The sequence below is a fragment of the Stenotrophomonas sp. Steno-C17 genome (genome assembly GCF_056393165.1).
The window spans coordinates 31,174-54,577 of record NZ_JBWJPD010000022.1; the positions used below are offsets into that span (position 1 = coordinate 31,174).

Here is a 23,404-nt window from a genome sequence, read left to right on the forward strand (position 1 = left end):
GGGGGTTCTCCTGTTGGGGCCGGACCAGCCCGGCAACACCAGCTTGCCCACGCCGCCTAACAGCCCCTTAGCCGCGCCTGTTAGTCGATGGTTAGCCAGCGCTGGCACACTCGCGCCATCCTCCCCGACATGTCGCATTTGGCCTTGAACGTCTTCCCCGCCCTGTCCCTGCTGCTGGCCCTGGCCAGCGCCCCCGTTGCCGCCGGGCCCAGCCAGGACCCGGAACAGCAGGTGGCGCGCCGCGCGGTGCAGCAGGGTCGCTACGTGCCGCTGGAAAGCGTGGTGCGCGATGCGCTGAAGCGCCATGCGGGGCAACTGCTGGAAGTGGAGCTGGACGACGGCGTGTACGAGGTCGAGATCCTGCGTGCCGACGGCGTGGTGGTGGAGCTGGACTATGATGCGCGCACCGGCAAGCTGCTGAAGACGGAGCTGGACGACTGATGCGCATCCTGCTGGCCGAGGACGACGAGGCGCTCGCGCAGCGCCTGCAGCCGCTGCTGGAACAGGCGGGCTACGTGGTGCAGGCGGTGGCCGATGGCCGCCAGGCCGAAGAAATCGGGCAGATCGAGGACCTCCAGGCCGCCATCGTCGATCTGGGCCTGCCCGGCCTGGACGGTCTGAGCGTGATCGAGCGCTGGCGCAGCAACGGCCGCACGTTCCCGGTGCTGGTGCTGACCGCACGCGGGCGCTGGCACGACAAGCTGGCCGGGTTCGACGCCGGTGCCGATGACTACCTGACCAAACCCTTCCAGGCCGACGAACTGGTCCTGCGCCTGCGCGCTCTGATCCGCCGCAGCCATGGCCACGCCAGCCCGCGCCTGCAATGCGGGCCACTGCAGCTGGACGTCAATGCCGGGCGCTTCGAGCTGGACGGTGCCGCCCTGGCGCTCAGCCCGCAGGAATTCCGCCTGCTCAGCTGCTTCATCCACCACAGCGGCCAGGTGATCGGCCGCGACCGCCTGGGCGAACACGTATTCGACGGCGGGCTGGACCCCGATTCCAACGCGCTGGACGTGCTGCTGGGCCGGGTGCGGCGCAAGCTGGGGGTGGATCTGATCCAGACCGTGCGCGGCCAGGGCTGGCGGCTGGCCCCCCCATGAGCGGGCAACCCTCGCTGCGGCGCCGCCTGCTGCTGGCCGGTGGCGTGGGGCTGCTGCTGGTCTCGGTGCTGGCCAGCGCGCTGCTGGGCGAGCTGTACCAGCGCAGCGCGCGTGATCGGCTGGACCAGGAACTGCAGCAGGACATGCTGACCCTGCTGGCGCAGGCAGAAATCGGCGCCGACGGCCAGCTGCACCTGCGCCAGGAACCCAACGATGCGCGCTTCCAGCGGGTGTTTTCCGGTGCCTACTGGCAGGTGGCCGATGAAGCCGGCAAGGTGCTGCTGCAGTCGCGTTCGCTGTGGGATGAGACGCTGCCGGTTTCCGCCACAGGCCCGGCCACGCGCGACCTGCCCGGGCCGTTGCAGCAGTCGCTGCGCGCGCGCGTGCAGCAGGTGCGCCTGCCGCGCGCCAGTGGCCCGTACCTGGCCGTGGTGGCCACCGATCGCAGTGCGCTGGATGCCGACGTGGCGACCTTCCGCCAGCGCACCGCCATCGCACTGGCCATCCTGGTGGCGGCGTGGCTGGCGGTGCTGGCCAGCCAGGTGCACTTCGGCCTGCGCCCGCTGCAGCGTCTGGGCGCACAGTTGGAACGCGTGCGCCGCGGTGAGGCGCAGCAGATCGACAGCACCGGTCTGGGTGCGGAAATCGCGCCGCTGGGCGAAGAACTGAACACGCTGCTGGACCATCAGCAGCGCATGGTGGCGCGCGCACGCACCAGCGCACAGGATCTGGCGCACGCGCTGAAGACACCGCTGAGCGTACTGGCGGCCGAAGCGGTCGGCGACGGCCACGATTGGCGCGGCACCCTGCGCGAACAAGGCGCGCGCATGCAGGCCAGCGTGGACCGCTACCTGGCCGCGGGCATCAGTGCCGACCATCGCCAACGCACCGAGGTCGCACCCGTGGTGCAGGCCCTGTGCGGCCTGATGACACGCGTGCACGGCGAACGGGGTGTGGTCTTCGTTGCCGAGGCGATGGCACCGGCGCTGCGGTTTGCGGGTGCGGGCGAAGATCTGGAAGAGATGCTGGGCAACCTGCTGGACAACGCTGGCAAGTGGGCCACGCAGCAAGTGCGCGTTACTGCGACGGCCGAAGACACGCAGCTGCGCATCGACGTGCGCGACGATGGCCCCGGCCTGGCCGCGGAGGCGCTGGCGCGGGTGACCGAGCGCGGCGTGCGCCTGGATGAGCGCGCCGGCAGCAGCGGCCTGGGGCTGGCGATCGTGGGCGATATTGCCGCCAGTTATGGCGGCCGCCTGGCGTTGCAGAACGCACAGCCGGGCCTGCGGGCTACGTTGTGGTTGCCGGTGGGGTGACACCCCGCTGCGCTCGCCCCGCCCACGCCCGGTAGGTGTCGACCTTGGTCGACACACCATGCCGACCAAGGTCGGCATCTACCAAAGCAACGCATCGGCCCCTGCAACGATCGGTAGGTGTCGACCTTGGTCGACACACCATGCCGACCAAGGTCGGCATCTACCAAAGCAACGCAACGGCCCCTGCAACGATCGGTAGGTGTCGACCTTGGTCGACACACCATGCCGACCAAGGTCGGCATCTACCAAAGCAACGCAACGGCTCCTGCAACGATCGGTAGGTGTCGACCTTGGTCGACACACCATGCCGACCAAGGTCGGCATCTACCAAAGCAGTGCAACGGCCCCGCCAACGCATGGAACCGCGTTGGCCGTCAGCGGTGGTGCATCCACCAGCAGTCAATGGCGTCCAGCACGATGTGGATCACCAGCCCGATACCCAGCAGCCGGGTTTTCTTCCGCACGCACAGCCCGGCATACACCGCAATCGCCGGTGCAGTGTGCAGCGGGTGGAAACCGATGCTGCAGCGGTTCGGCGCGTAGATCGGGTCGGCCAGCAGATGGTCCAGGTCGATGATCCAGCCCAGCAGCATCAGCAGCCACGCCGACGCAAAACGCTTGCGCCAGAACAGCCATGCCAGCAGGGCTGGCACGGCGGCATGCAGGAACAGATGGAAGATCGCGCGGGCGCTCATCAGGGCAGGTAGCGCCCGGCCATGCCCGGCGTTCCCATGAACATCACACCAGCGGTTCGTCGGACAGGTAGGTGTAACCGGTCAGGCCCGCTTCCAGCGCTTCGGACAGTTCCTGCGCACGCTCCGGCGACAGATCGGCCGCGGCCACGCGCTGGGCGTAGGCCGCGCGCAGGTCATCCAGCTTGTAGCCCACGTAGTCCAGCATCACGTCGGTGGTATCACCGCGGCGCTGCTGGGTGATCGCGTAGCCATCGGCATCGGCCACCACTTCCACTGCGTCGGTATCGCCGAACAGGTTGTGGATGTCGCCCAGGATTTCCTGGTAGGCACCGACCATGAAGAAACCGATGCGGTAGCTTTCGCCGTGCTTGATCGCGTGCAGCGGCAGCGAGGTGTCCAGGCTTTCGTTCTCGACATAGGTCTTCACCATGCCGTCCGAATCGCAGGTCATGTCGGCGATGATGCCGCGACGGTCCGGCGTTTCGTTCAGGCGCTCGATCGGCACGATCGGGAACACCTGGTCGATCGCCCAGGCATCGGGAATCGATTCGAACACGCTGAAGTTGACGAAATACTTGTCCACCAGGCGTTCGTTCAGTTCGTCCAGCGCCGGGCGGTGGCTCTTTTCGTCGTAGCTCAGGCGCGCACGCACGCCGTGGGCGATGGCGTAGAACAGATCGTCGATGCGTGCACGCTGCGGCAGGTCGATCTGGCCCAGCGCGTAGCTGGCCAGGCCTTCGGCATGGAAATGCTGCGCTTCCTGGAACAGTTCCACCGCCGGGCGCACGTCCAGTTCTTCGTGGATCTCGCGCAGGTGGCGGATCGAGGCCGGCTCGTCGTCGTGCGCGTCGGGCACGCGGCCTTCCTGCGCCTGCTCCACTTCAGACACGTTGGCGATCAGCACCGCGTGGTGCGCGGTCATCGCGCGGCCACACTCGGTCACGATGCGCGGCGGGGTCAGGCCGTGTTCTTCGCAGGCATTGGCCAGCGGCTGCACGATGTTGCTGGCGTAGGAATGCAGGCCGTAGTTGATCGAGCAGAAGCTGCGCGAACGGGTGCCTTCGTAATCCACGCCCAGGCCGCCACCCACGTCCACGTGGGTGATCTTCGCGCCCAGCTGCGACAGCTCGACGAAATAGCGGGTGGCCTCGCGCATGCCGTTGGCGATGTCGCGCACGTTGGAAATCTGCGAGCCCATGTGGAAATGCAGCAGGCTCAGGCAGTCGGCGTATTCGGTATCGCGCAGTGACTTCCACAGGTCCAGCAGCTGGCGCGGGGACAGCCCGAACTTGGCCTTGTCGCCACCACTGTTCTGCCACTTGCCGGCGCCCAGCGAGGCAAGGCGCATGCGCACGCCCAGGCCCGGCTTCACGTCCAGCCCCTTGGATTCCTCCAGCACCAGCTTCAGCTCGGACGGTTTCTCGATCACGATGAAGGTCTGCAGGCCCAGCTTGCGGCCGATCAGGGCCAGGCGGATGTACTCGCGGTCCTTGTAGCCGTTGCAGACGATCAGGCCCCCCGGGCGCGACAGCGCCAGCACGGCCATCAGTTCGGGCTTGCTGCCCGCTTCCAGGCCGAAGCCTTCACCGTGGTGGCTGGCCAGGGTGCCGGCCACGCCGCGGTGCTGGTTCACCTTGATCGGGTACACGGCGGTGTAGCCGCCGGTGTAGTCCCAGTCCTGCTGGGCCTGGGCGAAGGCCGCCTGCAGCTTGCCCAGGCGCTGGCCCAGGATGTCCGGGAAGCGCACCAGCAGCGGCAGCTTGGCGCCGCCTTCACGTGCGGCGTCCACCACCTTGGGCAGCGATACCACCGGGCCGTCCGCCCCGGTCGGTCTCACCACCATGTGCCCGGCCTGATCCACATCGAAGTAACCATCCGCCCAATGCGGGATCGAGTAGGTCTTGCGGGCTTGGTCGAGGGACCAATCGGTCATTGCAGTCGGCCTTGTTGGCAATAAAAGGGGGGGCATGATAACGCCTATATGCCCACAGGTTCGTTATCATGCGCGCCCGCGCCCGTGGCAGGTCTGAACCTGAACGGGCCGATCCGTCCGGAAGCGAGGCACCCCGCCGTCAGCCCGGCTCCATCCCCTCCGAACAGGACCGTATCTCCATGACTGACAGCAGCAACTGGTACATCGAACACTTCGAACGCACTGGCTCGGCCATCGGCTACCGCATCACCGGCAAGCTGGACGAAGTGCAGTCGCCGTTCCAGAAGATCGAAATCTTCCAGACCACCGACTGGGGCAACCTGATGACCATCGACGGGGCCATCATGCTGACCAGCAAGGACAACTTCTTCTACCACGAGATGATCAGCCACCCGGTGCTGTTCACCCATGCCGCCCCCAAGCGCGTGGTCATCATCGGTGGCGGCGACTGCGGCACCCTGCGCGAAGTGCTCAAGCACAGCGGCGTGGAGAGCGTGACCCAGTGCGATATCGACGAGCAGGTCACCGTGATGGCGCGCAAGCACTTCCCGGAACTGTGCGATTCCAACGATGACGCCCGCGCCGAACTGCTGTTCGACGACGGCGTGGCCTACATGGCCAACTGCCCGGCCGGCAGCGTGGACGTGGTGATCGTCGATTCCACCGACCCGGTGGGCCCGGGCGAAGGTCTGTTCAACAAGGCCTTCTACGAAAGCTGCTTCAAGGCCCTGAAGGACGACGGCATCCTGGTGCAGCAGTCCGAATCGCCGCTGATGCAGCTGGACCTCATCAACGAAATGCGCGCGGAAATGGGCAAGGCCGGCTTCGGCTCGTTCAAGACCCTGCCGTTCCCGCAGCCGTGCTACCCCACCGGCTGGTGGAGCGTGACCATGGCCCGCAAGGGCGAGAGCGGCTTCGACTTCCGCCAGGCCGATTCGGCCGCCAAGACCTTCAACACCCTGTACTACACCGCCGCGCTGCACACCGGCGTGCTGGTGACCCCGCCCTTCGTGCAGGCAGCACTGAAGGGTTGATCCAAACAAAAAACCCGCGCTGGCAACAGCGCGGGTTTCTTGTTTCTGTAGAGTCGAGCCATGCTCGACTGCTCTTGCACCCAGCCGTAGAGCAGTCGAGCATGGCTCGACTCTACAAAGGCGTTCGGTCAGATCGCCCAGATACCGGCAATCACCGCCACCACCAGACCCCACTTGATCACCTGGTAGGCAACCACGCTGCGTTCGCGCAGGGCCTTGGCCTTCAGCCGCACCTTGTACAGGCCACCGAAGGCCTTGTTCACGCCGCCGGTCGGGTCACCGGGCAGGTTCGGCGATGCACCGCCGGCCAGCAGGGTGGCCGCCACGGCGCGGTTGAACAGACCCGGCAGGCCGAAGCGCAGCGGGCGGGCGATATCGCAGAACAGAATCACGCGGTCCTGCTCGGTCTCGTTGTGCGCATGGTGGATGTAGGTCTCGTCGAACATCATCCACTCGCCATCGCGCCAGCTCTTCTTCACCCCGTCCACCACGATGTAGCAGCCATCGTCGTTGGGCGTGCTCAGGCCCAGGTGCAGGCGCAGCGAACCGGCGAACGGGTCGCGGTGCGGGCGCAGTTCGCTGCCCGGCGGCAGCTGCGCGAACATCGCCGCGCGCACATCGGGAATCGATTCGATCAGCGCCACGGTCTTCGGGCACATGGCCTTGGCCGACGGGTGCGACGGGCCGTACCACTTCAGATAGAAGCGCTTCCAGCCACGGCGGAAGAACGAATTGAAGCCGGCATCGTTGTAGCTGCTGGAGGCGGCGATCTTCTGCGCATCGCGCAGCGCCAGCGCCTCATCGCGGATCACCTGCCAGTTCTGGCGCAGCGGTTCCAGCTGCGGCAGCTCCTTGCCCGGGTCCAGGAACGGCGTGGTCGGCACCTTCGAGAACAGGTACATGATCACGTTGATCGGGGCCATGAAACTGGAATGGTCCAGCAGCTGGCGCGACCAGCGCGCGCGGACCTTGCCGCGGAAATGGATGTACAGCACGCAGGCCACGAACAGCGCTGCCAGGACAATCTTGATGATCAAAACACTTTCCTCCAGCCGCGGCCGGACAGGGAAACGGGGCGATGCGGGCGCGTGGCCAGCACCAGGGGGGACGCGGCAGGGGGCGGGGACGTGCCGGGTGGGGGCGGCCGCCGATGTCGCGGGTCAACAGCTTATGGTCGGCAGCGCGCGGGCCGGGGTCAAGCTGCCCGTGCGCCCGGTTCAGCATCACGTGGCTGAACGGCTGGCCTACACTTCCCGCATGCCTGCCCGTACGCCCCCCGATTACCCCGCCCTGAGCGCCCGCTACGCGGATTTCTTTCCCGGCCAGCCGCCCGCCGATCCCCGTAGTGAAGCCTTCCGCTGGGCCGGTGGCACCCTGCGCCTGGACCGCCACGGCCCACGCCAGGCGCCACTGACGGTGGTGCTGGTGCATGGCGCCGGCGGCTACGGCCGTATGTTCGCCCCGCTGGCCGCCGCCCTGGCCGACGCCGGCCACGAAGTGCTGGCGCCTGATCTGCCCGGCTACGGCCTGAGCCCCGCGCACTGGGCGCAGGTGGATTACGCGGCCTGGAAGCGCGCCCTGCTGGCGCTGATCGACACCGAGCACGCCCAGCGCGCGCGGCCGATCGTGCTGCTGGGCGCCAGCATTGGCGGCTACCTGGCGTATCTGGTGGCGGCCGAATCACCGTGGGTGCGCGGTCTCGCCGCCACCACACTGGCAGACCCGCGCGATCCGATCGTGCAGGCCGCGCTGGTGCGGCAGCCGTGGATGCGTGCCCTGCTGCCGACGCTGCGGCCACTCAGCCGACTGACCCGTGGGCTGCGGGTGCCGGTGCGCTGGTTCACCCACATGCAGCGCATGTCGCGCGATCCCGCCCTGACGGCCCTGGTCTGCGCCGATCCGCTGGGCGGCGGCAACCGGGTGCCGGTCGGCCTGCTGGCCTCGCTGTTCGGCACCGCCCCGGCCCTGGAGCCCGAACAGTTCCAGCGCTGCCCCGTACTGATGCTGCACCCGGCATGCGATGAGTGGACCCCGGTGGCCATCAGCGACCGCTTCTACCAGCGCCTGGCCGCGCCCAAGCAGCACGTGCTGCTGGACGGCTGCGGCCACTTCCCGGTGGAACAGCCGGGGCTGGACCAGCTGCGCGAGGCCCTGTTGCCGTTCCTGCAACGCATTGATAGGTAAAGACATACTGGATAAGTGAGACGGAATTGTCCGAGCCTGCGCGACGAACTGTTCCAGCCACGACCCCGACATTTCTACGACAAACCGTGGAATAGCGAACTCGGCGGTACTAAAATTGTACTTAACGAAAGTTTAGCTAATCCCCCCAGTCGTACCGGTTCGCTTGACGCTCAGCGCCGCCCACCGGGTCGTCCGAGACCCCGCACATGACCCTCTCTGCCTCCCCCTCCCCGTCCTGCGGCGATGACGCCGTGGCCCCGCTGCTGCTCAAGCGCGGCGATCGTTTCCTGGCCCCGGACGTCTACCGCACCTGCATGGACGGCCGCCCGGCCGTGGTGAAGGACTATTCCCGTTACCGTGGCACGCCCGTTTCGCTGATCGCGCGCCTGATGGTGCGCCGCGAAGCGCGCATGCTGCAGCGCCTGGGCGGCTGGAAGCACGCCCCGGCCCTGCTGGGCACCTTGGGCGGCTTGGCCCTGGGCATGGAATTCATTCCCGGCCAGACCCTGAGCACCGCCCAGGCCGTGGGCAACGACGTGTTCGAACAGCTGCAGCACGCCCTCAGCCGCCTGCACGCCGCCGGCATCACCCACAACGACCTGCACGGCACCAACGTGGTGGTGAGCGCCGGCGTACCGGTGCTGCTGGACTTCACCTCGGCCTGGCGCGTACCGCGCTGGCTGCGCCGCAACCCGCTCAGCCGCCAGCTCAGCCGCAGCGACATGAAGAACCTGCTGAAGATGCGCCAGCGCGTGACCGGCCAGGCCCCGAGCGCCGCCCAGGCTGCACTGGTGGCCGACCCGGGCTGGGTGTCCGCCGTGCGCCAGAGCTGGAAGCGGTTCTATAAGTGGGCAAAGCAGCGTTAAGCGCTGCTTGGCAACCGGGTGGGTGCATGGCCTGGCGGCATGGAATGCCTGGCGGGGATGGAATGCCTGGCGGGGATGGAATGCCTGGCGGGATGGAATGCCTGACGGGATGGAATGCCTGGCGGGATGGAATGCCTGGCGGGATGGAATGCCTGACGGGATGGAATGCCTGACGGGATGGAATGCCTGGCGGGGATGGAATGCCTGGCGGGGATGGAATGCCTGGCGGGGTAGAGTCGACTGGTAGTCGACTATCGCGCGCAGCGCGGGCATTTTGGTCACGGACGGGAAGAGCAGTCGACTGACAGTCGACTCTACCCCGTCGCGGTCCAACACCCCGCCGCGTTCCGACACCCCGCCCCGTTCCGACACCCCGTCGCGGTCCAACACCCCGCCGCGGTCCAACACCCCGTCCCGTTCCGACACCCCGTCGCATTCCGGCATTCCATCGCGTTCGGGCATCCCGTCGCTACCGCCACATCCGTCCAAGCCCTGTCATCACACCGGGCTAGGATGGGCCATGACCCTGCGCCTTCTGTTCTGTTCCATCGCTGCACTGTCCCTGGTGGCCTGCAGCACATCGCCCGCCCACCGCCAGGCTGCTGCACCGTCGTCGCCGCGCCTGCTGCTGGTCTCCATCGACGGCCTGCGTGCCGATGCCCTGGATCGCGGCCTGACCCCCAACATCCAACGGATGATCGACGGCGGCGTGCGCGCACGCTGGATGACGCCGTCCTACCCCTCACTGACGTTCCCCAACCACTACACCCTGGTCACCGGGCTGCGCCCCGGCCACCACGGCATCATCCACAACAGCATGCAGGACCCGCAGCTGGGTGGGTTCGAAATCAGCAACCCGGCCGCCGTCACCGATGCGCGCTGGTGGGGCGGCGAACCCATCTGGGTCAGCGCCGAGAAGGCGGGCGTGCGCACGGCCACTTGGTCGTGGCCCGGCAGCGAGGCCGCCATCGAAGGCATCAGCCCCAGCCAGTGGCAGGTCTACGACCGCAACATCGCGCTGGAAGACCGCGTGCATACCGTGCTGGGCTGGCTGGCGCAGACCGGCCCGCAGGCACCGCGGCTGGCAACGCTGTACATGGAAAACGTCGACAAGGCCGGCCACATGTATGGCCCGGATTCGGCCGAGTACCGACAGGCGATCCAGCGTGCCGATGCCATCGTCGGCCAGGTGCTGGACGGCTTGGATGCACAAGGCCTGGCCGCAGGCACCAACATCGTGCTGGTGTCCGACCACGGCATGGCCGCGCTGCCGGAAGGCCAGGTGCTCAGTACCGAACGCATGGTCGACCCGGCCGTTGCCGTGGCCACCAGCGTGGGCAAGCCGGTAGGTTTCCAGGCCACGCCGGGGCGCGAGCGCGAAGCCGAGCAGGCCTTGTTAGGCCGACACGACCATTACCAATGCTGGAAGCGCGCCGAGCTGCCGCCGCGCTGGCAGTATGGCCAGCGCCCGCGCACGCCGCCCATCGTCTGCGAGATGGACGAAGGCTGGGATGCGCTGACACCCGACATGCTGGCGCGCCATGCCCACGCCTACCGCGGCACGCACGGCTACGACAACACCCTGCCTTCGATGCGCGCGGTGTTCGTGGCTACGGGGCCCTCGTTTGCGGCGGGCAGGACCGTTGAAGGCTTCGACAACGTGGATGTCTACCCGCTGCTGGCCCGGCTGTTGAACGTGCCGGCGGCCGCCAATGATGGCAACCCGGATACGTTTGACGCGGTGCTGCGCCCGCATTGAAATCGCGCTAGCGCTGCAGGCGCCGATTCTACGGCGGAGCGGTCAGGCAACCCGACGGCCAGGCGGCAGAGCCGTAGGGCCTGGTGGCATTGAATGCCTGACGGGGTAGAGTCGACTGTCAGTCGACTATCGCGCGCAGCGCGGGCATTTCGGTCACGGACGGGAAGAGCAGTCGACTGACAGTCGACTCTACCCCGACGCGTTCCAGCATCCCGCCGACCACAGGCCACAGCCCACTTACAGCGCGTCAGCGTCCAGTTCACCCGTACGAATACGCACCACGCTGCCCAGGTCGTACACGAACACCTTGCCGTCGCCAATCTTGCCGGTGCCCGCCGCCTTCACGATCGATTCCACCACGGCCTCCACCTGGTCGTCGGTCACGGCCACTTCCAGCTTCACCTTCGGCAGGAAATCGACCACGTACTCGGCGCCGCGGTACAGCTCGGTATGGCCCTTCTGCCGACCAAAACCCTTCACCTCGGTTACCGTAATACCGGTCACCCCGCGCTCGGCCAGCGCTTCGCGCACGTCGTCGAGCTTGAACGGCTTGATTACCGCCATGACCATCTTCATTGCCAATCTCCTGTATTCCGGCGTGGAGGATAGCGCCTGAACGCGCCCGGTGCGAAACCGCCCACGCCTGTGCGGGCGACCGGCCCGGCAGTATCCTTGTGGCCTGCACGGCCCGCCCGCACCCCGGAGTACCCCCATGATCGACCTGAACCAACTGGATGACCTTGCCCGCCGCCTGAGCGATCTGGTGCCGCCGGGCCTGCGCGAATCGCGCGAGGAACTGCAGGCCACCTTCAAGAGCGCGCTGCAGGCCGGCCTGGCCAAGCTGGATCTGGTCACCCGCGAAGAGTTTGAAGTGCAGCGTGCGGTGCTGTTGAAGACCCGCGAGAAGCTGGATGCGCTGGAAGCCACGGTGCGCGAACTGGAAGGGCGCGGCAGCGCGGAGTGAGAAATGGGGGCGCACTGCGCCTCGCGTTCTCAGCGCAATTCGCGGATGGACCTTGCCATTCCCACACGGAATTCACTCCTCGAACTTCGCAGCACCCAAGGCATGGCGATATTCCCCGCTGCGGACCAGTTCATTGACAGTGTCCCGAATGGTTTCCATCCGAAGATCCTCCACGATGATCATGTCCTTTGACCAGAAGAACCTGCCGGCCAGGCATTCGCCACTCGCTCTGTACCCGGCCATGATGGATTCAATGTTCCTCACCGTGAAGAAGGTCGATGTCCTCGCCTCGCCCTGAGGGAATCTCACGATCACATCGACGTTGTCATCGAGAACATCTGCAACCTCACCGAGAAAAACCACCTCGACGTCTTCCGTTCTATTTCCCATGGGTACTCTCACGCCTTCTCAGAATCTGCCCCGGTTCCGCCTGGAGCGCGGTGCTTGGCTCTGAATCCATGTGTAGCGGACCGGCAGCCTTGTCCGCAAGCCGTGCTGTCCGGTAGCGCATCCCAGAATCCCCCTATCCCCGCCACCCGCAATCCCCGATGGTTTCCCACCCAGCGCTTCCCCCACCATCAAGCGCTCCCCCGCAGGAAACCACACATGAGCCTGGCACTGGTCCACAGCCGCGCCCGCGCCGGGGTCGATGCGCCGCTGGTGCGGGTGGAAGTGCATCTGTCCGGCGGCTTGCCGGTCACCCAGATTGTCGGCCTGGCTGAAGCCAGCGTGCGCGAGTCGCGCGAACGCGTGCGTGCGGCCCTGCTCTGCGCGCGGTTCGACTTTCCGCAGCGGCGCATCACCTTGAACCTGGCCCCGGCCGATCTGCCCAAGGAAGGCGGCCGCTACGATCTGGCCATCGCGCTGGGCATCCTGGCCGCCAGCGGTCAGGTCGATCCGCAATCGCTGCTGCAGTACGAATTCCTTGGCGAGCTTGGACTGACCGGTGAGCTGCGTCCGGTCAGCGGCGCGCTGCCTGCCGCGATTGCCGCTGCCGAAGCGGGCCGCATTCTGGTGGTGCCGCCCGGCAACGCCGCCGAGGCTGCGCTGGCCGAACATGCCGATGTGCGCGTGGCCCGCACCTTGCTGGAATGCTGCGCGGGCCTGAGCAACCCGCGCCTGCTGCCACCGGTGCAGCGCGTGGACACCACGTCGCTGCCGCTGCCCGATCTGGCGGATGTGCGTGGGCAGGCGCATGCACGGCGGGCGTTGGAAGTGGCAGCCGCTGGCGGTCATCATCTGCTGCTGATCGGCAGCCCCGGCTGCGGTAAGACCCTGCTGGCCTCGCGCCTGCCCAGCCTGCTGCCCGATACCGACGAGGCCGAAGCGCTGCAGTTGGCTGCCATTGCCTCGGTCAGCGGCGAAGGCCTGGACCCCCGACGTTGGCGGCAGCGCCCCTTTCGTTCCCCACACCACAGCGCCAGCGCCGCCGCACTGGTGGGTGGCGGCAATCCCCCCTGTCCCGGCGAGATTTCCCTTGCTCATCACGGCGTGCTGTTCCTGGACGAACTGCCCGAGTGGAACCGCAGCGCACTGGAAACCCTGCGCGAGCCGCTGGAGTCGGGCCATATCCGCATCGCGCGTGCGGCGCGCAGTGTGCAGTACCCCGCGCGATTCCAGTTGGTGGCGGCGATGAATCCCTGCCCCTGCGGCTGGGCCGGCGACCGCAGCAATCGCTGCCTGTGCAGCGATGAACGCATTACCCGCTACCGCGCGCGCGTGTCGGGCCCGCTGCTGGATCGTATCGACCTGCATATCAGCGTGTCACGACTGGATGCGGTGGAGCTGCGCGAGAGCACGCCACTTGGCGAACCTAGCGCCACGGTACGCACACGGGTGGAAGCAGCACACGCCAAGCAGCGGGAGCGTGGCGGGCTGAATGCCCATCTGCCGCCTGCCGCGCTGCGCACCTGCACGCGGTTGAGCGAAGCCGACCAGGATCTGCTGGAACAGGCCATCGAACGGCTGCAGCTATCAGCGCGGGCGATGCACCGCATTCTGCGCGTCGCGCGCACCATTGCCGATCTGGCCGACAGTGAAACCATCCAGACCGCGCATCTGGCCGAGGCCATCGGCTACCGGCAGCTGGATCGCGGCAAGGCCAGCAGCTGACAACAAGCGGGCGCCGGCACTACCCGGCGCCCGCTCCCCCACTCAGCCCGCCTGCCCCAAACGCACCTTCAACTGCTGGATTTCCTGCGCGCTCACGCCAATCGACTTTAGGTAGCCCTCGGCGCCACCGTACTGGCTGTGCAGCGCGGCCAGGAACTGCTCCATGTTCTGCGGCGCGGTGCCGGACATGCCGGCCATCTTGCGCGCGATCTCCGGGTGCTGCTCCAGCATCGCCTTGATCTGCGCGTTCATCGCGCTGTCCTTCGGCTGCCCTTCCAGGTAGTGCGCGGAAATGGCGTAGTTGTGCACGATCTGCGCCTTCGGCACCCCGGCCAGGTCCAGCAGCAGGCCGGCGATGATGCCGGTACGGTCCTTGCCCGCCGTGCAGTGGAACAGCACGGTGCCGTCCTGCTGGGCGGCAATGCGCTGGAACACCTGCTTGAACTGCGGCTGGCTGTGGCCCAACCACTGTACATACGCTTCGCCCAGCGAATCGGGGAAGGTGGTCATCATCTTCTGCAGATCCATCTTCTCGGTGCCCATCAGCGAAATGCGCTGGTAGGCGAAGCGCGCGTCATCGGCCAGCAGGTCCGGCGACTGGCTCTGCTCGTCGGCGGTACGCAGGTCGATGTCCAACGTCACCCCGGCCGCGGCCAGTGCGTCGCGGTCGGCGTCGGTCAGGCGGCCGAGATCGGCGGTGCGCACGAAGGCCGTGGCCGGAATCGGGCCATTGCGGCCCTGCAGGTCGGCAAAGCTGCGCACGTTCCATGCGCCCTACAGCGGAATGACGCGCTGCGCGTCGTCGGCGGTGGGCGCCACATTGGCGGTGGCCACCGCGGCGCTGGCGGTGGCGGGGCGCGAGGCATCAGCGGCGAAGGCAGGCGCGGCCAGCGGCAGGGCCAGCATCAGGGCCAGGGTCAGTTCGGTGCTGCGGTTCATGTCGGTCTCCAGTGAATTCAGAAGTTGACGGCCACGTCCAGGCCGAAGGTGCGCGGATCGTTGAAGATGCCGGTCTGGCCCAGCGCGGGACTGTTGAGCTTGTAGAACAGGTGTTCTTCGTCCAGCAGGTTGCGCGCCCACAGCGAGAACGACATGGTCGTGCCGGTGTCGTTCAGCGGCACATCCACCAGTGCCACGCGCGCGTTCACCACGAACGAACTGTCGGTCAGCATCTGGTCGTATTCGCTGGTATAGAAACCGTCGGACCAGTTGCCGTCCAGATGGAACTTCAGCGCGGCGAAGTTGGCGAACGGCACCAGATAGTCCAGCGACAGGCTGCCGGCATTCTCCGGCGCCAGCAGCGGCTGCACGGTAACTGCCACGCCAGCGCCGAACGGGTCGACCGCCGTCTGCGCGTCGATCTTCGTGTAGGCGTAGTTCAAGCCGACGGTCAGGTTCTCGATCGGCATCACGCTGAATTCAAGCTCGGCGCCGCGTGACTTGCCATCGCTCAGCGCGTTGGTGGTCACCATGGTGGTGCGGGTTTCGCCGCTGTTGGGATCGAACGGCAGGGAGAAATCCATCTGCTTGTGCGCGATCTTCGAATCGAACAGCGCCAGGTTCAGGCGTGCGCGGTTATCCCAGAACTGCGATTTGAAACCCAGCTCGTAGGCGGTCACTTCCTCCGGCGCGAAGGCGGTGTAGGTGGTGGAACGCGAGTTCGCGCCACCCGCCTTGAAGCCGGTGCTGTACTTGGCATAGACCATGGCCTGTTCGCCGATGTCATAGGCGATGTTGACCATCGGGTCGAAGCGGCTCCAAGAATCGTTGAACGCCAGCTGGGTGGCCGCGCCATTGACGATGTACAGGCTGCCCTTCTTGTCGTCGCGCGTGTAGCGGCCACCGGCGGTCAGGTGCAGGCGTTCCAGCGCGGCTGGCGTCCAGGTGGCCTGGCCAAACACACCCAGGCTGTCGGTCCACGCTTTGCTGGCGCGGTCGATGCGCACCTTGGAAAGGTCCAGCGGATTGGTGGCCGGGTTCACCGTGTAACTGTTGCCACCCGGGCCCCACACCAGCATGTTCGGGGTCTGCGCGTTGTCGCCGGCGGTCTCGTGGTAGTAGAACGCGCCGCCCAGGAACTGCACCTGCGAGGTGTTGCCGATCAGCTGGAATTCCTGGCTGTACTGGTGCTGGTAGACCTGGGCCAGGCTGTAGCGACCGAACGCCGTGCCGGCACCGCCATATGCGGAAATCGCATCGACCAGGCCCATGTCGAACTGGCCCTGGGTCAGTTCGCGGTACGAGCTGATCGACTTCAGTTCCAACGCGTCACTCAGCGTCCACGACAGGTTGAGCAGATGGCCGCTGGTGCGGCCCACGTTGTCCTCCTGCGGTCCGCCCAGGATGGCGCTGTCACGCCGGTCCTGGCTGGCACCGGCCATCTGCAGCGGGCTGAGGTACGCGCCCGGCACCAGTACCTGGGAGTGATACGGCGTGGTGGCGTCGTAGGAACGGTCGAAGGCATACAGCGCGGAGAAATCATCGCTGGGCTGCCACAGCGCACTCAGGCGCGCACCGCGCTTGTCGTAGCTGTTGAAATCGCGCTCACCGCGCATGGGGTTATCGGTGGTGCCGCCACGGCGGGCCTGCACGGCATCGATCTTGAAGCTGACGTCGCCCACCTTGGGCAGGTCCAAATGCAGCGCGCTGTTATGGCCGCTGAAGTTGGACACGCCCGCACTGACGCTGCCGCCGAACTCCCCGGTGGGCGCCTTGGTCACGATACTGACCGCACCGCCTTCGGTATTGCGGCCAAACAGGGTGCCCTGCGGCCCCTTCAGCACTTCGATGCGCTCCACGTCGTACAGCATGCTGCCCAGGCCCTGCGCGCGGCCCATGAACACGCCATCCACGTAGATACCCACGCCGGCATCGCGAGCCGGCTGGTTCGCATCCCCGGAGGCGCCGATGCCACGGATGCCGATGTTCAGCGCCGAACTGCGCGTGGCAAACGGGGTAACCCGCAGCGAGGGAATGGAGCCGTCGGACAGGCTGCCCAGCGAGATCGCGCTGCGATCCTTCAGCGCCTCGGCATCGACCACCGACACCGAGATGGGCGTTTCCTGCAGGTTGGTAGCGCGCTTCTGCGCGGTCACCACCACCTGGTCCAGGGCCACCACATCGTGGTTGCCGCCGGCGCTGGCTGCCATGTTGGCTTCGGTGGTGGGAAGGTCTTCGGCGTGAGCCACGCCGGCGAGCGTGGCGGCAATAGCGAGGGTCAACAGCTGACGGGGCAACGTGGGGGAGCGCATCGATGTCGGTCGCGGAAGGGAGGAGGCGGCCGCAGTCTGGGTGCGTGAAATGACAGGTGAATGACCGTTCATTCACACATTCGATGACGTAAGATCGGGCCATTGGACGCTTTCAGATCACGCAATGACGCCGACCGACACCCCGCTTGCCAGCGCTGACGACACCGCCACCGCCCATGCCGACGCCCAGCGCCGGAAGATCCTGGATGCGGCGCAACGCTGCTTCATCACCCGCGGCTTCCACGCCGGTTCGATCAGCGAAATCGCGGCCGCGGCGGAAATCAGCCAAGGGCTGATGTACCGCTATTTCGACAACAAGCGTGCGCTGATCCTGGCGCTGATCGAGCGACAACTGGCGCACGATCAGGCGTCGATCCGGCACATGCCCGCCTCGGCCGACCTGGCCGACGGGCTGCTGGCCTGCTACCAGCACTGGGCACGCGGCGAGGTGCTGGACACCCACGCCAATGCCATCGCCAGCGTTGCGCTGTATGCGGAAATCAACGCCGAAGCGCACCGCGACCCGGTGGTAGCCGAGGTGCTGCGCCGGCACGACAAGCAGACCACCGCAGCCATCCATGCCTGGCTGCGCGAGCATGATCGCTCCCGTGGCGTGGCGGTGGAGGAAGGGGCGATCGAGCAGCGCACGCTGCTGCTGCGCCTGCTGGTGGAAGGCCTGGCGATGCGCGCCGTGCGTGACCCGGATCTGCAGGCGGACGCACTGCATGCACTGTTGAGCCGTGCCGTTGCGCGGGTGATGGGAGATGGTGCGGGTGAGCGGAATGACGCTGTTCGGCAGCGGAAATAGGCGCCAAGCCCAAAGGGCTTTCCAGCAAGCGCCCGCAGCCGCCTAGCGCGCTTCCTGCTGCCGCCGCTCGATGCCGTCCATCAGTTCCTCGAAGGACTCTTCGATCAGCATCAGCTCATCGTCTTCCAGCAGATGCAGATAGATGTAACCGTAGTCCTCATCGCGCAGTGACAGCACATAGCAGTTCCCGAAATTGTCTTCGGCGAACGGCACGTACTCGGCCAGATGGGGAAAACCTTGGATGTAATCCCGATGCAGGTTTTCGATGCAGGTGCGGCCATCGCCCACCGCAATCAAAGAAGCCACGCCAGTGGGGTCGGTATCCTCGTCTTCGCCCCGCAGGTAGCCACCGTTGGCGCTGCGGTAGAAGACGAGCATGGCCGGGGGAAGCTTGTTGCCGAAGTAGGCATTGAAACGCGCGAGGGTCGCGTCATCCACCAGCGGCGAAGAGTCGATGAGTTTCAGCATGCGTGTGCGTTCGGCGCGTCCTGTTCTGCGAGCATCCTGCCATGTGCGGCGCACCCTGGCACTCTATGGCGTGCACGCCACTTCCCACTGTCCGTAGGCTTCCAGGCCAAGTGACTGCGCAAGCCGGTTGGAGGCGACGTTGTCAAGCTGGCAACGGTACTGCGCATCGTATCCACGCGTGCCGGCATACTCGATCATGGTTCGCACCAGGGTTGCTGCCAGCCCTTTGCCGCGTGCACGGGGCATGGTCAGCACCCCCATGTCCGCGATTTCCTCCCCACCCCAGGGGTAAAGGCTGGAGACCGCCAGAAGCTCTGCTTCCATGAACGCCCCGAAGGTCGCCCAGTGCCCCAACTCGACTGACGCATCATCCTGGTCAGCCACCGGGGTCTGTGCCATGAATCCCTCAAAAAGCGCGGCATCGTCAGGCACGAGCTGGCGCACCTCGATCACGCTGCTGTTGTGCACGCCCGGCATTCCCTGTTCGCCAACGTGGTAGATGACATCCGGCGCGTGCATCTCGATGCCAGCGCTCAGCAGCGCCTGGCGCAGCCCTTGCAACGACATTGCCGGGCCACCCGATGCAAGCTGCAGCGCACAGGCAACGCGCTCGGATACGGCAGCGCGCGTAGCGCCGTCCGTGGTCACCAGAATCATGGCCCGCCGCTGCTCGGCAAGCTGGGGGTTGATGGCCAGCCGGAACGCATCCACCGTCGGAACGGGAATTCCCGCGTCGAACAGGCCATTCCAGTACTGGGCCACGTTGCAGGTCGGTCTGGACATCGTACGTCTCACATCCTTGTGCAAGCGCTGTTCGGTATTTGAATCACCCCGCCACACCCAGCGCGCCACCACCCGCACCGCGCCGCACCGCCACCACGTACCGGCAGAACTTGCCCAGGAAAATACCGGCAAACCCACCCGAGGTCAGCAGGTATGCCGCAGTGAAACCGACATGGCCCGCCAGCGCGGGCGACACCGCGAATACCACTTCAAACCCGTACTTCACCAGGAAGGTGACCAGCAGCAGCGGCAGCAGGCTGTAATCCGGGCTGCGGCGCAGCTTGCCGGTGGCCGGGTTCAGCGCCAGCGTCGCGCGGCGCAGCAGCAGCCAGCCAAGGGCCGCACCGGCAGCGATGCCGACCAGCCATTCACCCCAGGCCTGCAACGAGCCACCGTAGCGATGGCTGATGGACCATGCGCCCCAGACAAGGAACAGGGCCGGCACGATCGCCAGCCGCACCAGCGAGCTTTCACCCGGCTTCATGGCGGCGATGCCGCGGTACACCAGGAAAGCCAGCAGCGCCCAGACCCAGAGCGGGGTGTGCGAGAGAATCTGCATGATCATTGCGGGGAATTCCTTGTCGGCAGGTTGAGGGCGTGCTGCGGTTATCTGACGCCTCGATTATGGTCCTGCACGAAACCGCCACAAGTGACAGGTGTCAGCCGCTTACCCTGACCGGGCGTTGCGCCGGTACTGCTGCACCCAGTCCAGCGACGGCGCGATGCCGCCGAAGGGAAACAGATGCGGGCTGACCGGGCCAAGCTCGTCGCCCATTCCGGCCAGCAGTTTGTCCACGAACTGGTCCGGCCCTGCCGACCCGAGCAGGCGGCCCAGGGAAATACCGTAGCGGGCCAGCATGGCCGTGCCCGCGCCGACCCCGCACATGGCCGCATAGCGCACCAGCCGGGTCACGCTGGCCGGCCCGGGAATGCCCACCAGCACCGGGTGCGTATTGCCGCGTGCGCGCAGTGTGTTCAACCAGGCCAGCACTATTTCGGCGTCGAAGGCGAACTGGGTGATGATCCACGGCGCCATGCCGCGCGCTTCAATGCGCTGGCACTTGTTTTCCAGCACCTGCCAGCGCTGCGCGGCGGTCATGACCGGGTGGGTTTCCGGGTGCCCGCCCACGGCCACCACTTTGATGCCGGCACGTTCCAGCAGACCGGTTTCGATGATCGCCGTGCTGTCGGCGAACGGACCAGCCGGCTCCGCCAGATCGCCGGCAATCACCAGCCAGCGCTCCACGCCGGCCTCACCCACTGCGCGCTGGATGAAGTGTTCAAGCGCGGCCTGGCTGCCGATACGCCGTGCAGACAGGTGCGGCATCGGCTGGAAGCCCAGCTCGCGAATGGCCCGTGCCGCGGCCAGCCGTGCCGCGTCGTCTTCGCTGGCCAGGTAGGGAATGGAGATGGTGGTGCCCGGCGCGATACGTGCGGCCTCGGCGCGCAGGGCCTGCACGGCCTTCGCGCTCACTTCCCACGAACACGCATCGAGGAAGGCGCGCGCCCTCGCCCCGCTTTCCATGGACATCAGCCACCCCCGTGCGCGCGCGCGACCGCCGAACTGCCGCGTGCCAGGTCCACGAAGGCCCGCAGATAATCGATGGCGGTGTCCGATTCACGCGCGCCCAGGTAGATCTGTTTGGGAATGCCCTTCGCGCCCAGGCGCACCGGCACCACGTCCATGCGTGCGGCGTACTCTTCCACCAGCCAGCGCGGCATGGCCGCCACGCCGCGGCCGCTGGCCACCATCTGCATCATGATGTCGGTGGTTTCAATCGCCTTGTGGCGGCGCGGGGTCACCCCGGCCGGCAGCAGGAACTGGTTGTAGATATCCAGCCGCTCGAACGGCACCGGGTAGCTGATCAGCACTTCCTGGGTCAGCTGGCGCGGCTTTACATGGTCCACCTTGGCCAGCGGATGGTTGCTGGCCACCACCAGCACCTGCTCGTAATCGAACACCGGTACGAAGGTCAGGCCCGGCTTCAGCAGCGGGTCCGGGGTCACCAGCAGATCGATCTCGTAGCCGAACAGGGCGCCGATGCCGCCGAACTGGAACTTCTGCTTCACGTCCACGTCCACGTCGGGCCAGGCGGCCAGGTAGGGCGACACGATCTTCAGCAGCCACTGGTAGCAGGGGTGGCATTCCATGCCGATGCGCAGCGAACCGCGCTCGCCCTGGGCGAACTGGCCCAGCCGCTCTTCGGCCAGGTCCAGCTGCGGCAGCACGCGGTTGGCCACGGCCAGCAGGTACTGGCCGGCCTGGGTCAGGCGCAGGTTGCGGCCCTCGCGCAGCCAGACATCGGTGCCCAGCTGCTGTTCCAGCTTCTTCATGCTGTGGCTCAGGGCCGACTGGGTCAGGTTCAGCACGCCGGCGGCGGCGGTGAGCGAGCCCTGCAGTTCAACCTGCTGAACGATGCTGAGGTGGATGCGTTCCAGCATGTCTATGAGCCCCGCTCATGGATGTGTGAAGTAAAACCATTTTACGTCATGGAACGCCCTGACTAGCATCGGGTCATGCTTTCTCCCCACCGCCCCCTCCGAATCGTTGCCGTGTCCGGCGGCCTGCAGCGCCCCTCACGGGCGGCCACCCTGTGCGAACACCTGCTGGACCTGCTGGGCGACCACCTGCCCAGCCAGCCACAGCTGATTGAGCTGGGCGAACTGGCCCCGCAACTGGCTGGCGCGCTGTGGCGTTCGCAGTTGCCCGACAGCGCCGAACAGGCGCTGGTTGCGGTTGAACAGGCCGATGTGCTGGTGGTCGCCACGCCGGTCTACCGCGGCTCGTACACCGGCCTGTTCAAGCATTTCTTCGATTTCATCCAGCAGGACGCGCTGGTCGACACCCCCATCCTGCTGGCCGCCACCGGCGGCAGCGAGCGCCACGCGCTGATGATCGACCACCAGTTGCGACCGCTTTTCAGCTTCTTCCAGGCCCGCACCCTGCCGCTGGGGGTGTACGCCACCGACAAGGACTTCGCCGACGGCCGCGTACACGACCCGGCCCTGCTGCAGCGCGCCGAACTGGCCGTGCAGCGTGCCCTGCCGCTGCTGGCGCTGTCCCACCGCCCCGCGCCGCTGCCCGCCGCCACCCTTGAAACCCTCTGAACCGGAATGCCGCCCATGAGCACAGACACCTTTACCTTCAGCATCACGCGCATCCCGTTCAACGAGGATTACCAGCCGGCCGACGGCACCCGCATCACCACCAACTTCGCCAACCTGGCACGTGGCGCGGCGCGGCAGCAGAACCTGCGCAACACGCTGAGCATGATCAACAACCGCTGCAACGACCTGGCGCACTGGGACAACCCCAACGCCGATCGCTACGTGGTCGAGCTGGACATCATTTCCGTGGAGATGCACATCGACGGCCGCGATGGCAGCGACCCGTTCCCGCTGATCGAAGTGCTGCGCCCCACCCTGGTGGATACGCACACTGGCGCGCGCACCGAAGGCATCGTCGGCAATAATTTCTCCTCGTACGTGCGTGACTACGATTTCAACGTAGTGCTGCCGGCCAGCAACGAAGGCAAGGAGCGCTTCGCCATTCCCGAAGACTTCGGCGATCTGCACGGCAAGCTGTTCAAGCATTTCCTGCAGTCCGACGCCTACCGCGCGCAGTTCAGCAAGGCGCCGGTCATCTGTATCAGCGTGTCCAGCAGCAAGACCTACCACCGCACCGAAAACCACCACCCCATCCTGGGCGTGGAATACCGCCAAGGCGAGTTCTCGCCCACCGACCAGTACTTCGACAAGATGGGCCTGCAGGTGCGCTACTTCATGCCGCCGGGCAGCGTTGCGCCGCTGGCGTTCTATTTCCAGGGCGACCTGCTGGGCGATTACTCGAACCTGGAACTGATCGGCACCATCAGCGTGATGGAGGCCTTCCAGAAGATCTACCGCCCAGAGATCTACAACGCCAATTCGGTGGCCGGCAAGGTCTACCAGCCCAGCCTGAAGCACCAGGACTATTCGTCCACCCGCATCGTCTACGACCGCGAAGAGCGCAGCCAACTGGCGGTGAAGCAGGGCCGCTTCACCGAAGAACACTTCATCAAGCCCTACCGCAGCGTGCTTGAGCAGTGGGCTGCGCGTTGATCGCTGTTCACTCGATTCCCCTCCCCAGGA

The 23,404-nt window shown here is 66.5% G+C and carries 25 protein-coding genes; 12 read left to right on the forward strand and 13 right to left on the reverse strand.

Going from position 1 to position 23,404, the window contains the following annotated elements:
- The first annotated feature begins 144 nt into the window (after positions 1 to 144).
- From AC06FA_RS17290 to AC06FA_RS17300, 3 genes are read left to right on the forward strand one after another with little or no spacing between them, the layout of a single operon-like run.
- Positions 145 to 441 carry a PepSY domain-containing protein gene (locus AC06FA_RS17290; protein WP_234412201.1) on the forward strand — a complete coding sequence of 99 codons (297 nt, stop codon included), beginning with the start codon at positions 145 to 147 and terminating at the stop codon, positions 439 to 441.
- Complete coding sequence (locus AC06FA_RS17295) at positions 441 to 1,100, forward strand: response regulator transcription factor (protein WP_478069362.1); 660 nt, start codon at positions 441 to 443, stop codon at positions 1,098 to 1,100. Before AC06FA_RS17290 ends, AC06FA_RS17295 begins: the two co-directional genes overlap by 1 nt.
- A complete protein-coding gene (locus tag AC06FA_RS17300; protein ID WP_478069363.1) occupies positions 1,097 to 2,416 on the forward strand; it encodes a sensor histidine kinase in 1,320 nt (439 codons plus the stop codon). The genes AC06FA_RS17295 and AC06FA_RS17300 overlap by 4 nt, the downstream gene beginning before the upstream one ends.
- 374 nt (positions 2,417 to 2,790) lie before the next feature.
- On the opposite strand, the gene AC06FA_RS17305 is transcribed toward AC06FA_RS17300, so the two are convergent.
- Together AC06FA_RS17305 and speA are read right to left on the reverse strand one after the other, a co-directional pair.
- Entirely contained in the window at positions 2,791 to 3,111 is a 321-nt protein-coding gene (locus AC06FA_RS17305; RefSeq protein ID WP_478069364.1) for a DUF6122 family protein, read from the reverse strand.
- Positions 3,112 to 3,154: 43 nt separating this feature from the next.
- Complete coding sequence (speA, locus tag AC06FA_RS17310) at positions 3,155 to 5,044, reverse strand: arginine decarboxylase (protein WP_478069365.1); 1,890 nt, start codon at positions 5,042 to 5,044, stop codon at positions 3,155 to 3,157.
- A gap of 179 nt (positions 5,045 to 5,223) precedes the next feature.
- On the opposite strand from speA, the gene speE reads away from it, so the two are divergent.
- Complete coding sequence (gene speE / locus AC06FA_RS17315; protein ID WP_478069366.1) at positions 5,224 to 6,078, forward strand: polyamine aminopropyltransferase; 855 nt, start codon at positions 5,224 to 5,226, stop codon at positions 6,076 to 6,078.
- 128 nt (positions 6,079 to 6,206) lie between these two features.
- On the opposite strand, the gene AC06FA_RS17320 is transcribed toward speE, so the two are convergent.
- Positions 6,207 to 7,112, reverse strand: a complete 906-nt coding sequence (locus AC06FA_RS17320) for an aspartyl/asparaginyl beta-hydroxylase domain-containing protein (protein ID WP_205515562.1) — start codon at positions 7,110 to 7,112, stop codon at positions 6,207 to 6,209.
- A 223-nt stretch (positions 7,113 to 7,335) separates the two neighbouring features.
- Here AC06FA_RS17320 and AC06FA_RS17325 point away from each other — a divergent pair, with 223 nt between their 5' ends.
- The 3 genes from AC06FA_RS17325 (at position 7,336) to AC06FA_RS17335 (ending at position 10,887) form a co-directional block, all read left to right on the forward strand.
- Positions 7,336 to 8,262 carry an alpha/beta fold hydrolase gene (locus AC06FA_RS17325; RefSeq protein ID WP_478069367.1) on the forward strand — a complete coding sequence of 309 codons (927 nt, stop codon included), beginning with the start codon at positions 7,336 to 7,338 and terminating at the stop codon, positions 8,260 to 8,262.
- 206 nt (positions 8,263 to 8,468) lie between these two features.
- Positions 8,469 to 9,128, forward strand: coding sequence for an RIO1 family regulatory kinase/ATPase domain-containing protein (locus AC06FA_RS17330; RefSeq protein ID WP_108757406.1), 660 nt, complete (start codon positions 8,469 to 8,471; stop codon positions 9,126 to 9,128).
- Positions 9,129 to 9,648: 520 nt separating this feature from the next.
- Complete coding sequence (locus AC06FA_RS17335) at positions 9,649 to 10,887, forward strand: alkaline phosphatase family protein (RefSeq protein WP_478069368.1); 1,239 nt, start codon at positions 9,649 to 9,651, stop codon at positions 10,885 to 10,887.
- A 237-nt stretch (positions 10,888 to 11,124) separates the two neighbouring features.
- Here AC06FA_RS17335 and AC06FA_RS17340 read toward each other — a convergent pair whose 3' ends face one another.
- Entirely contained in the window at positions 11,125 to 11,463 is a 339-nt protein-coding gene (locus AC06FA_RS17340) for a P-II family nitrogen regulator (protein WP_108751139.1), read from the reverse strand.
- A 136-nt stretch (positions 11,464 to 11,599) separates the two neighbouring features.
- Here AC06FA_RS17340 and ubiK point away from each other — a divergent pair, with 136 nt between their 5' ends.
- Positions 11,600 to 11,851: a ubiquinone biosynthesis accessory factor UbiK gene (gene ubiK, locus AC06FA_RS17345; protein ID WP_108754433.1), complete on the forward strand. Its 252-nt coding sequence runs from the start codon at positions 11,600 to 11,602 to the stop codon at positions 11,849 to 11,851.
- A 72-nt stretch (positions 11,852 to 11,923) separates the two neighbouring features.
- On the opposite strand, the gene AC06FA_RS17350 is transcribed toward ubiK, so the two are convergent.
- The gene (locus AC06FA_RS17350; protein WP_478069369.1) at positions 11,924 to 12,253 is read right to left on the reverse strand and encodes a hypothetical protein; all 330 of its coding nucleotides are present in this window, start codon (positions 12,251 to 12,253) and stop codon (positions 11,924 to 11,926) included.
- A gap of 204 nt (positions 12,254 to 12,457) precedes the next feature.
- On the opposite strand from AC06FA_RS17350, the gene AC06FA_RS17355 reads away from it, so the two are divergent.
- Positions 12,458 to 13,963 carry a YifB family Mg chelatase-like AAA ATPase gene (locus tag AC06FA_RS17355; RefSeq protein WP_478069370.1) on the forward strand — a complete coding sequence of 502 codons (1,506 nt, stop codon included), beginning with the start codon at positions 12,458 to 12,460 and terminating at the stop codon, positions 13,961 to 13,963.
- A 42-nt stretch (positions 13,964 to 14,005) separates the two neighbouring features.
- Here the strand turns inward: AC06FA_RS17355 and AC06FA_RS17360 are convergent, their stop codons facing one another.
- The 3 genes from AC06FA_RS17360 to AC06FA_RS17370 are packed head-to-tail and all read right to left on the reverse strand — an operon-like array spanning position 14,006 to position 17,184.
- Positions 14,006 to 14,725: a tyrosine-protein phosphatase gene (locus AC06FA_RS17360; protein ID WP_478069371.1), complete on the reverse strand. Its 720-nt coding sequence runs from the start codon at positions 14,723 to 14,725 to the stop codon at positions 14,006 to 14,008.
- A 12-nt stretch (positions 14,726 to 14,737) separates the two neighbouring features.
- Positions 14,738 to 14,902, reverse strand: coding sequence for a hypothetical protein (locus AC06FA_RS17365; protein ID WP_478069372.1), 165 nt, complete (start codon positions 14,900 to 14,902; stop codon positions 14,738 to 14,740).
- A 17-nt stretch (positions 14,903 to 14,919) separates the two neighbouring features.
- Complete coding sequence (locus AC06FA_RS17370; RefSeq protein WP_478069373.1) at positions 14,920 to 17,184, reverse strand: TonB-dependent receptor; 2,265 nt, start codon at positions 17,182 to 17,184, stop codon at positions 14,920 to 14,922.
- Between the two features lie 154 nt (positions 17,185 to 17,338).
- Between AC06FA_RS17370 and AC06FA_RS17375 the strand changes: the two genes are divergently transcribed.
- Entirely contained in the window at positions 17,339 to 18,022 is a 684-nt protein-coding gene (locus AC06FA_RS17375) for a TetR/AcrR family transcriptional regulator (protein WP_478069374.1), read from the forward strand.
- Positions 18,023 to 18,064: 42 nt separating this feature from the next.
- Here AC06FA_RS17375 and AC06FA_RS17380 read toward each other — a convergent pair whose 3' ends face one another.
- From AC06FA_RS17380 to AC06FA_RS17400, 5 genes are all read right to left on the reverse strand, one after another.
- The gene (locus tag AC06FA_RS17380) at positions 18,065 to 18,544 is read right to left on the reverse strand and encodes an SMI1/KNR4 family protein (protein WP_478069375.1); all 480 of its coding nucleotides are present in this window, start codon (positions 18,542 to 18,544) and stop codon (positions 18,065 to 18,067) included.
- Positions 18,545 to 18,553: 9 nt separating this feature from the next.
- Complete coding sequence (locus AC06FA_RS17385; protein ID WP_478069376.1) at positions 18,554 to 19,273, reverse strand: GNAT family N-acetyltransferase; 720 nt, start codon at positions 19,271 to 19,273, stop codon at positions 18,554 to 18,556.
- Positions 19,274 to 19,316: 43 nt separating this feature from the next.
- Positions 19,317 to 19,838 (reverse strand): DUF6622 family protein, encoded by a 522-nt coding sequence (locus AC06FA_RS17390; protein WP_478069377.1) that lies wholly within the window; start codon positions 19,836 to 19,838, stop codon positions 19,317 to 19,319.
- Between the two features lie 102 nt (positions 19,839 to 19,940).
- The gene (locus AC06FA_RS17395) at positions 19,941 to 20,804 is read right to left on the reverse strand and encodes a methylenetetrahydrofolate reductase (RefSeq protein WP_478069378.1); all 864 of its coding nucleotides are present in this window, start codon (positions 20,802 to 20,804) and stop codon (positions 19,941 to 19,943) included.
- Entirely contained in the window at positions 20,804 to 21,715 is a 912-nt protein-coding gene (locus AC06FA_RS17400) for a LysR family transcriptional regulator (RefSeq protein WP_478069379.1), read from the reverse strand. The genes AC06FA_RS17395 and AC06FA_RS17400 overlap by 1 nt, the downstream gene beginning before the upstream one ends.
- Positions 21,716 to 21,790: 75 nt before the next feature.
- On the opposite strand from AC06FA_RS17400, the gene msuE reads away from it, so the two are divergent.
- Together msuE and AC06FA_RS17410 are read left to right on the forward strand one after the other, a co-directional pair.
- Positions 21,791 to 22,381 carry an FMN reductase gene (gene msuE, locus AC06FA_RS17405; protein WP_478069380.1) on the forward strand — a complete coding sequence of 197 codons (591 nt, stop codon included), beginning with the start codon at positions 21,791 to 21,793 and terminating at the stop codon, positions 22,379 to 22,381.
- 15 nt (positions 22,382 to 22,396) lie between these two features.
- Positions 22,397 to 23,374 (forward strand): DUF1852 domain-containing protein, encoded by a 978-nt coding sequence (locus tag AC06FA_RS17410; protein ID WP_478069381.1) that lies wholly within the window; start codon positions 22,397 to 22,399, stop codon positions 23,372 to 23,374.
- Positions 23,375 to 23,404 lie beyond the last annotated feature (30 nt).

What these genes read in the sequence shown, in the direction of transcription:
- AC06FA_RS17330 (WP_108757406.1), top strand. Translation starts at nt 8,469, where the DNA reads ATGACCCTCTCTGCCTCCCCCTCCCCGTCCTGCGGCGATGACGCCGTG.
- AC06FA_RS17390 (WP_478069377.1), bottom strand. Translation starts at nt 19,838, where the DNA reads ATGATCATGCAGATTCTCTCGCACACCCCGCTCTGGGTCTGGGCGCTG.
- AC06FA_RS17355 (WP_478069370.1), top strand. Translation starts at nt 12,458, where the DNA reads ATGAGCCTGGCACTGGTCCACAGCCGCGCCCGCGCCGGGGTCGATGCG.
- AC06FA_RS17375 (WP_478069374.1), top strand. Translation starts at nt 17,339, where the DNA reads ATGACGCCGACCGACACCCCGCTTGCCAGCGCTGACGACACCGCCACC.
- AC06FA_RS17325 (WP_478069367.1), top strand. Translation starts at nt 7,336, where the DNA reads ATGCCTGCCCGTACGCCCCCCGATTACCCCGCCCTGAGCGCCCGCTAC.
- AC06FA_RS17305 (WP_478069364.1), bottom strand. Translation starts at nt 3,111, where the DNA reads ATGAGCGCCCGCGCGATCTTCCATCTGTTCCTGCATGCCGCCGTGCCA.
- AC06FA_RS17385 (WP_478069376.1), bottom strand. Translation starts at nt 19,273, where the DNA reads ATGTCCAGACCGACCTGCAACGTGGCCCAGTACTGGAATGGCCTGTTC.
- AC06FA_RS17300 (WP_478069363.1), top strand. Translation starts at nt 1,097, where the DNA reads ATGAGCGGGCAACCCTCGCTGCGGCGCCGCCTGCTGCTGGCCGGTGGC.
- ubiK (WP_108754433.1), top strand. Translation starts at nt 11,600, where the DNA reads ATGATCGACCTGAACCAACTGGATGACCTTGCCCGCCGCCTGAGCGAT.
- AC06FA_RS17395 (WP_478069378.1), bottom strand. Translation starts at nt 20,804, where the DNA reads ATGTCCATGGAAAGCGGGGCGAGGGCGCGCGCCTTCCTCGATGCGTGT.
- AC06FA_RS17295 (WP_478069362.1), top strand. Translation starts at nt 441, where the DNA reads ATGCGCATCCTGCTGGCCGAGGACGACGAGGCGCTCGCGCAGCGCCTG.
- AC06FA_RS17365 (WP_478069372.1), bottom strand. Translation starts at nt 14,902, where the DNA reads ATGAACCGCAGCACCGAACTGACCCTGGCCCTGATGCTGGCCCTGCCG.
- AC06FA_RS17410 (WP_478069381.1), top strand. Translation starts at nt 22,397, where the DNA reads ATGAGCACAGACACCTTTACCTTCAGCATCACGCGCATCCCGTTCAAC.
- speE (WP_478069366.1), top strand. Translation starts at nt 5,224, where the DNA reads ATGACTGACAGCAGCAACTGGTACATCGAACACTTCGAACGCACTGGC.
- speA (WP_478069365.1), bottom strand. Translation starts at nt 5,044, where the DNA reads ATGACCGATTGGTCCCTCGACCAAGCCCGCAAGACCTACTCGATCCCG.
- msuE (WP_478069380.1), top strand. Translation starts at nt 21,791, where the DNA reads ATGCTTTCTCCCCACCGCCCCCTCCGAATCGTTGCCGTGTCCGGCGGC.
- AC06FA_RS17400 (WP_478069379.1), bottom strand. Translation starts at nt 21,715, where the DNA reads ATGCTGGAACGCATCCACCTCAGCATCGTTCAGCAGGTTGAACTGCAG.
- AC06FA_RS17340 (WP_108751139.1), bottom strand. Translation starts at nt 11,463, where the DNA reads ATGAAGATGGTCATGGCGGTAATCAAGCCGTTCAAGCTCGACGACGTG.
- AC06FA_RS17335 (WP_478069368.1), top strand. Translation starts at nt 9,649, where the DNA reads ATGACCCTGCGCCTTCTGTTCTGTTCCATCGCTGCACTGTCCCTGGTG.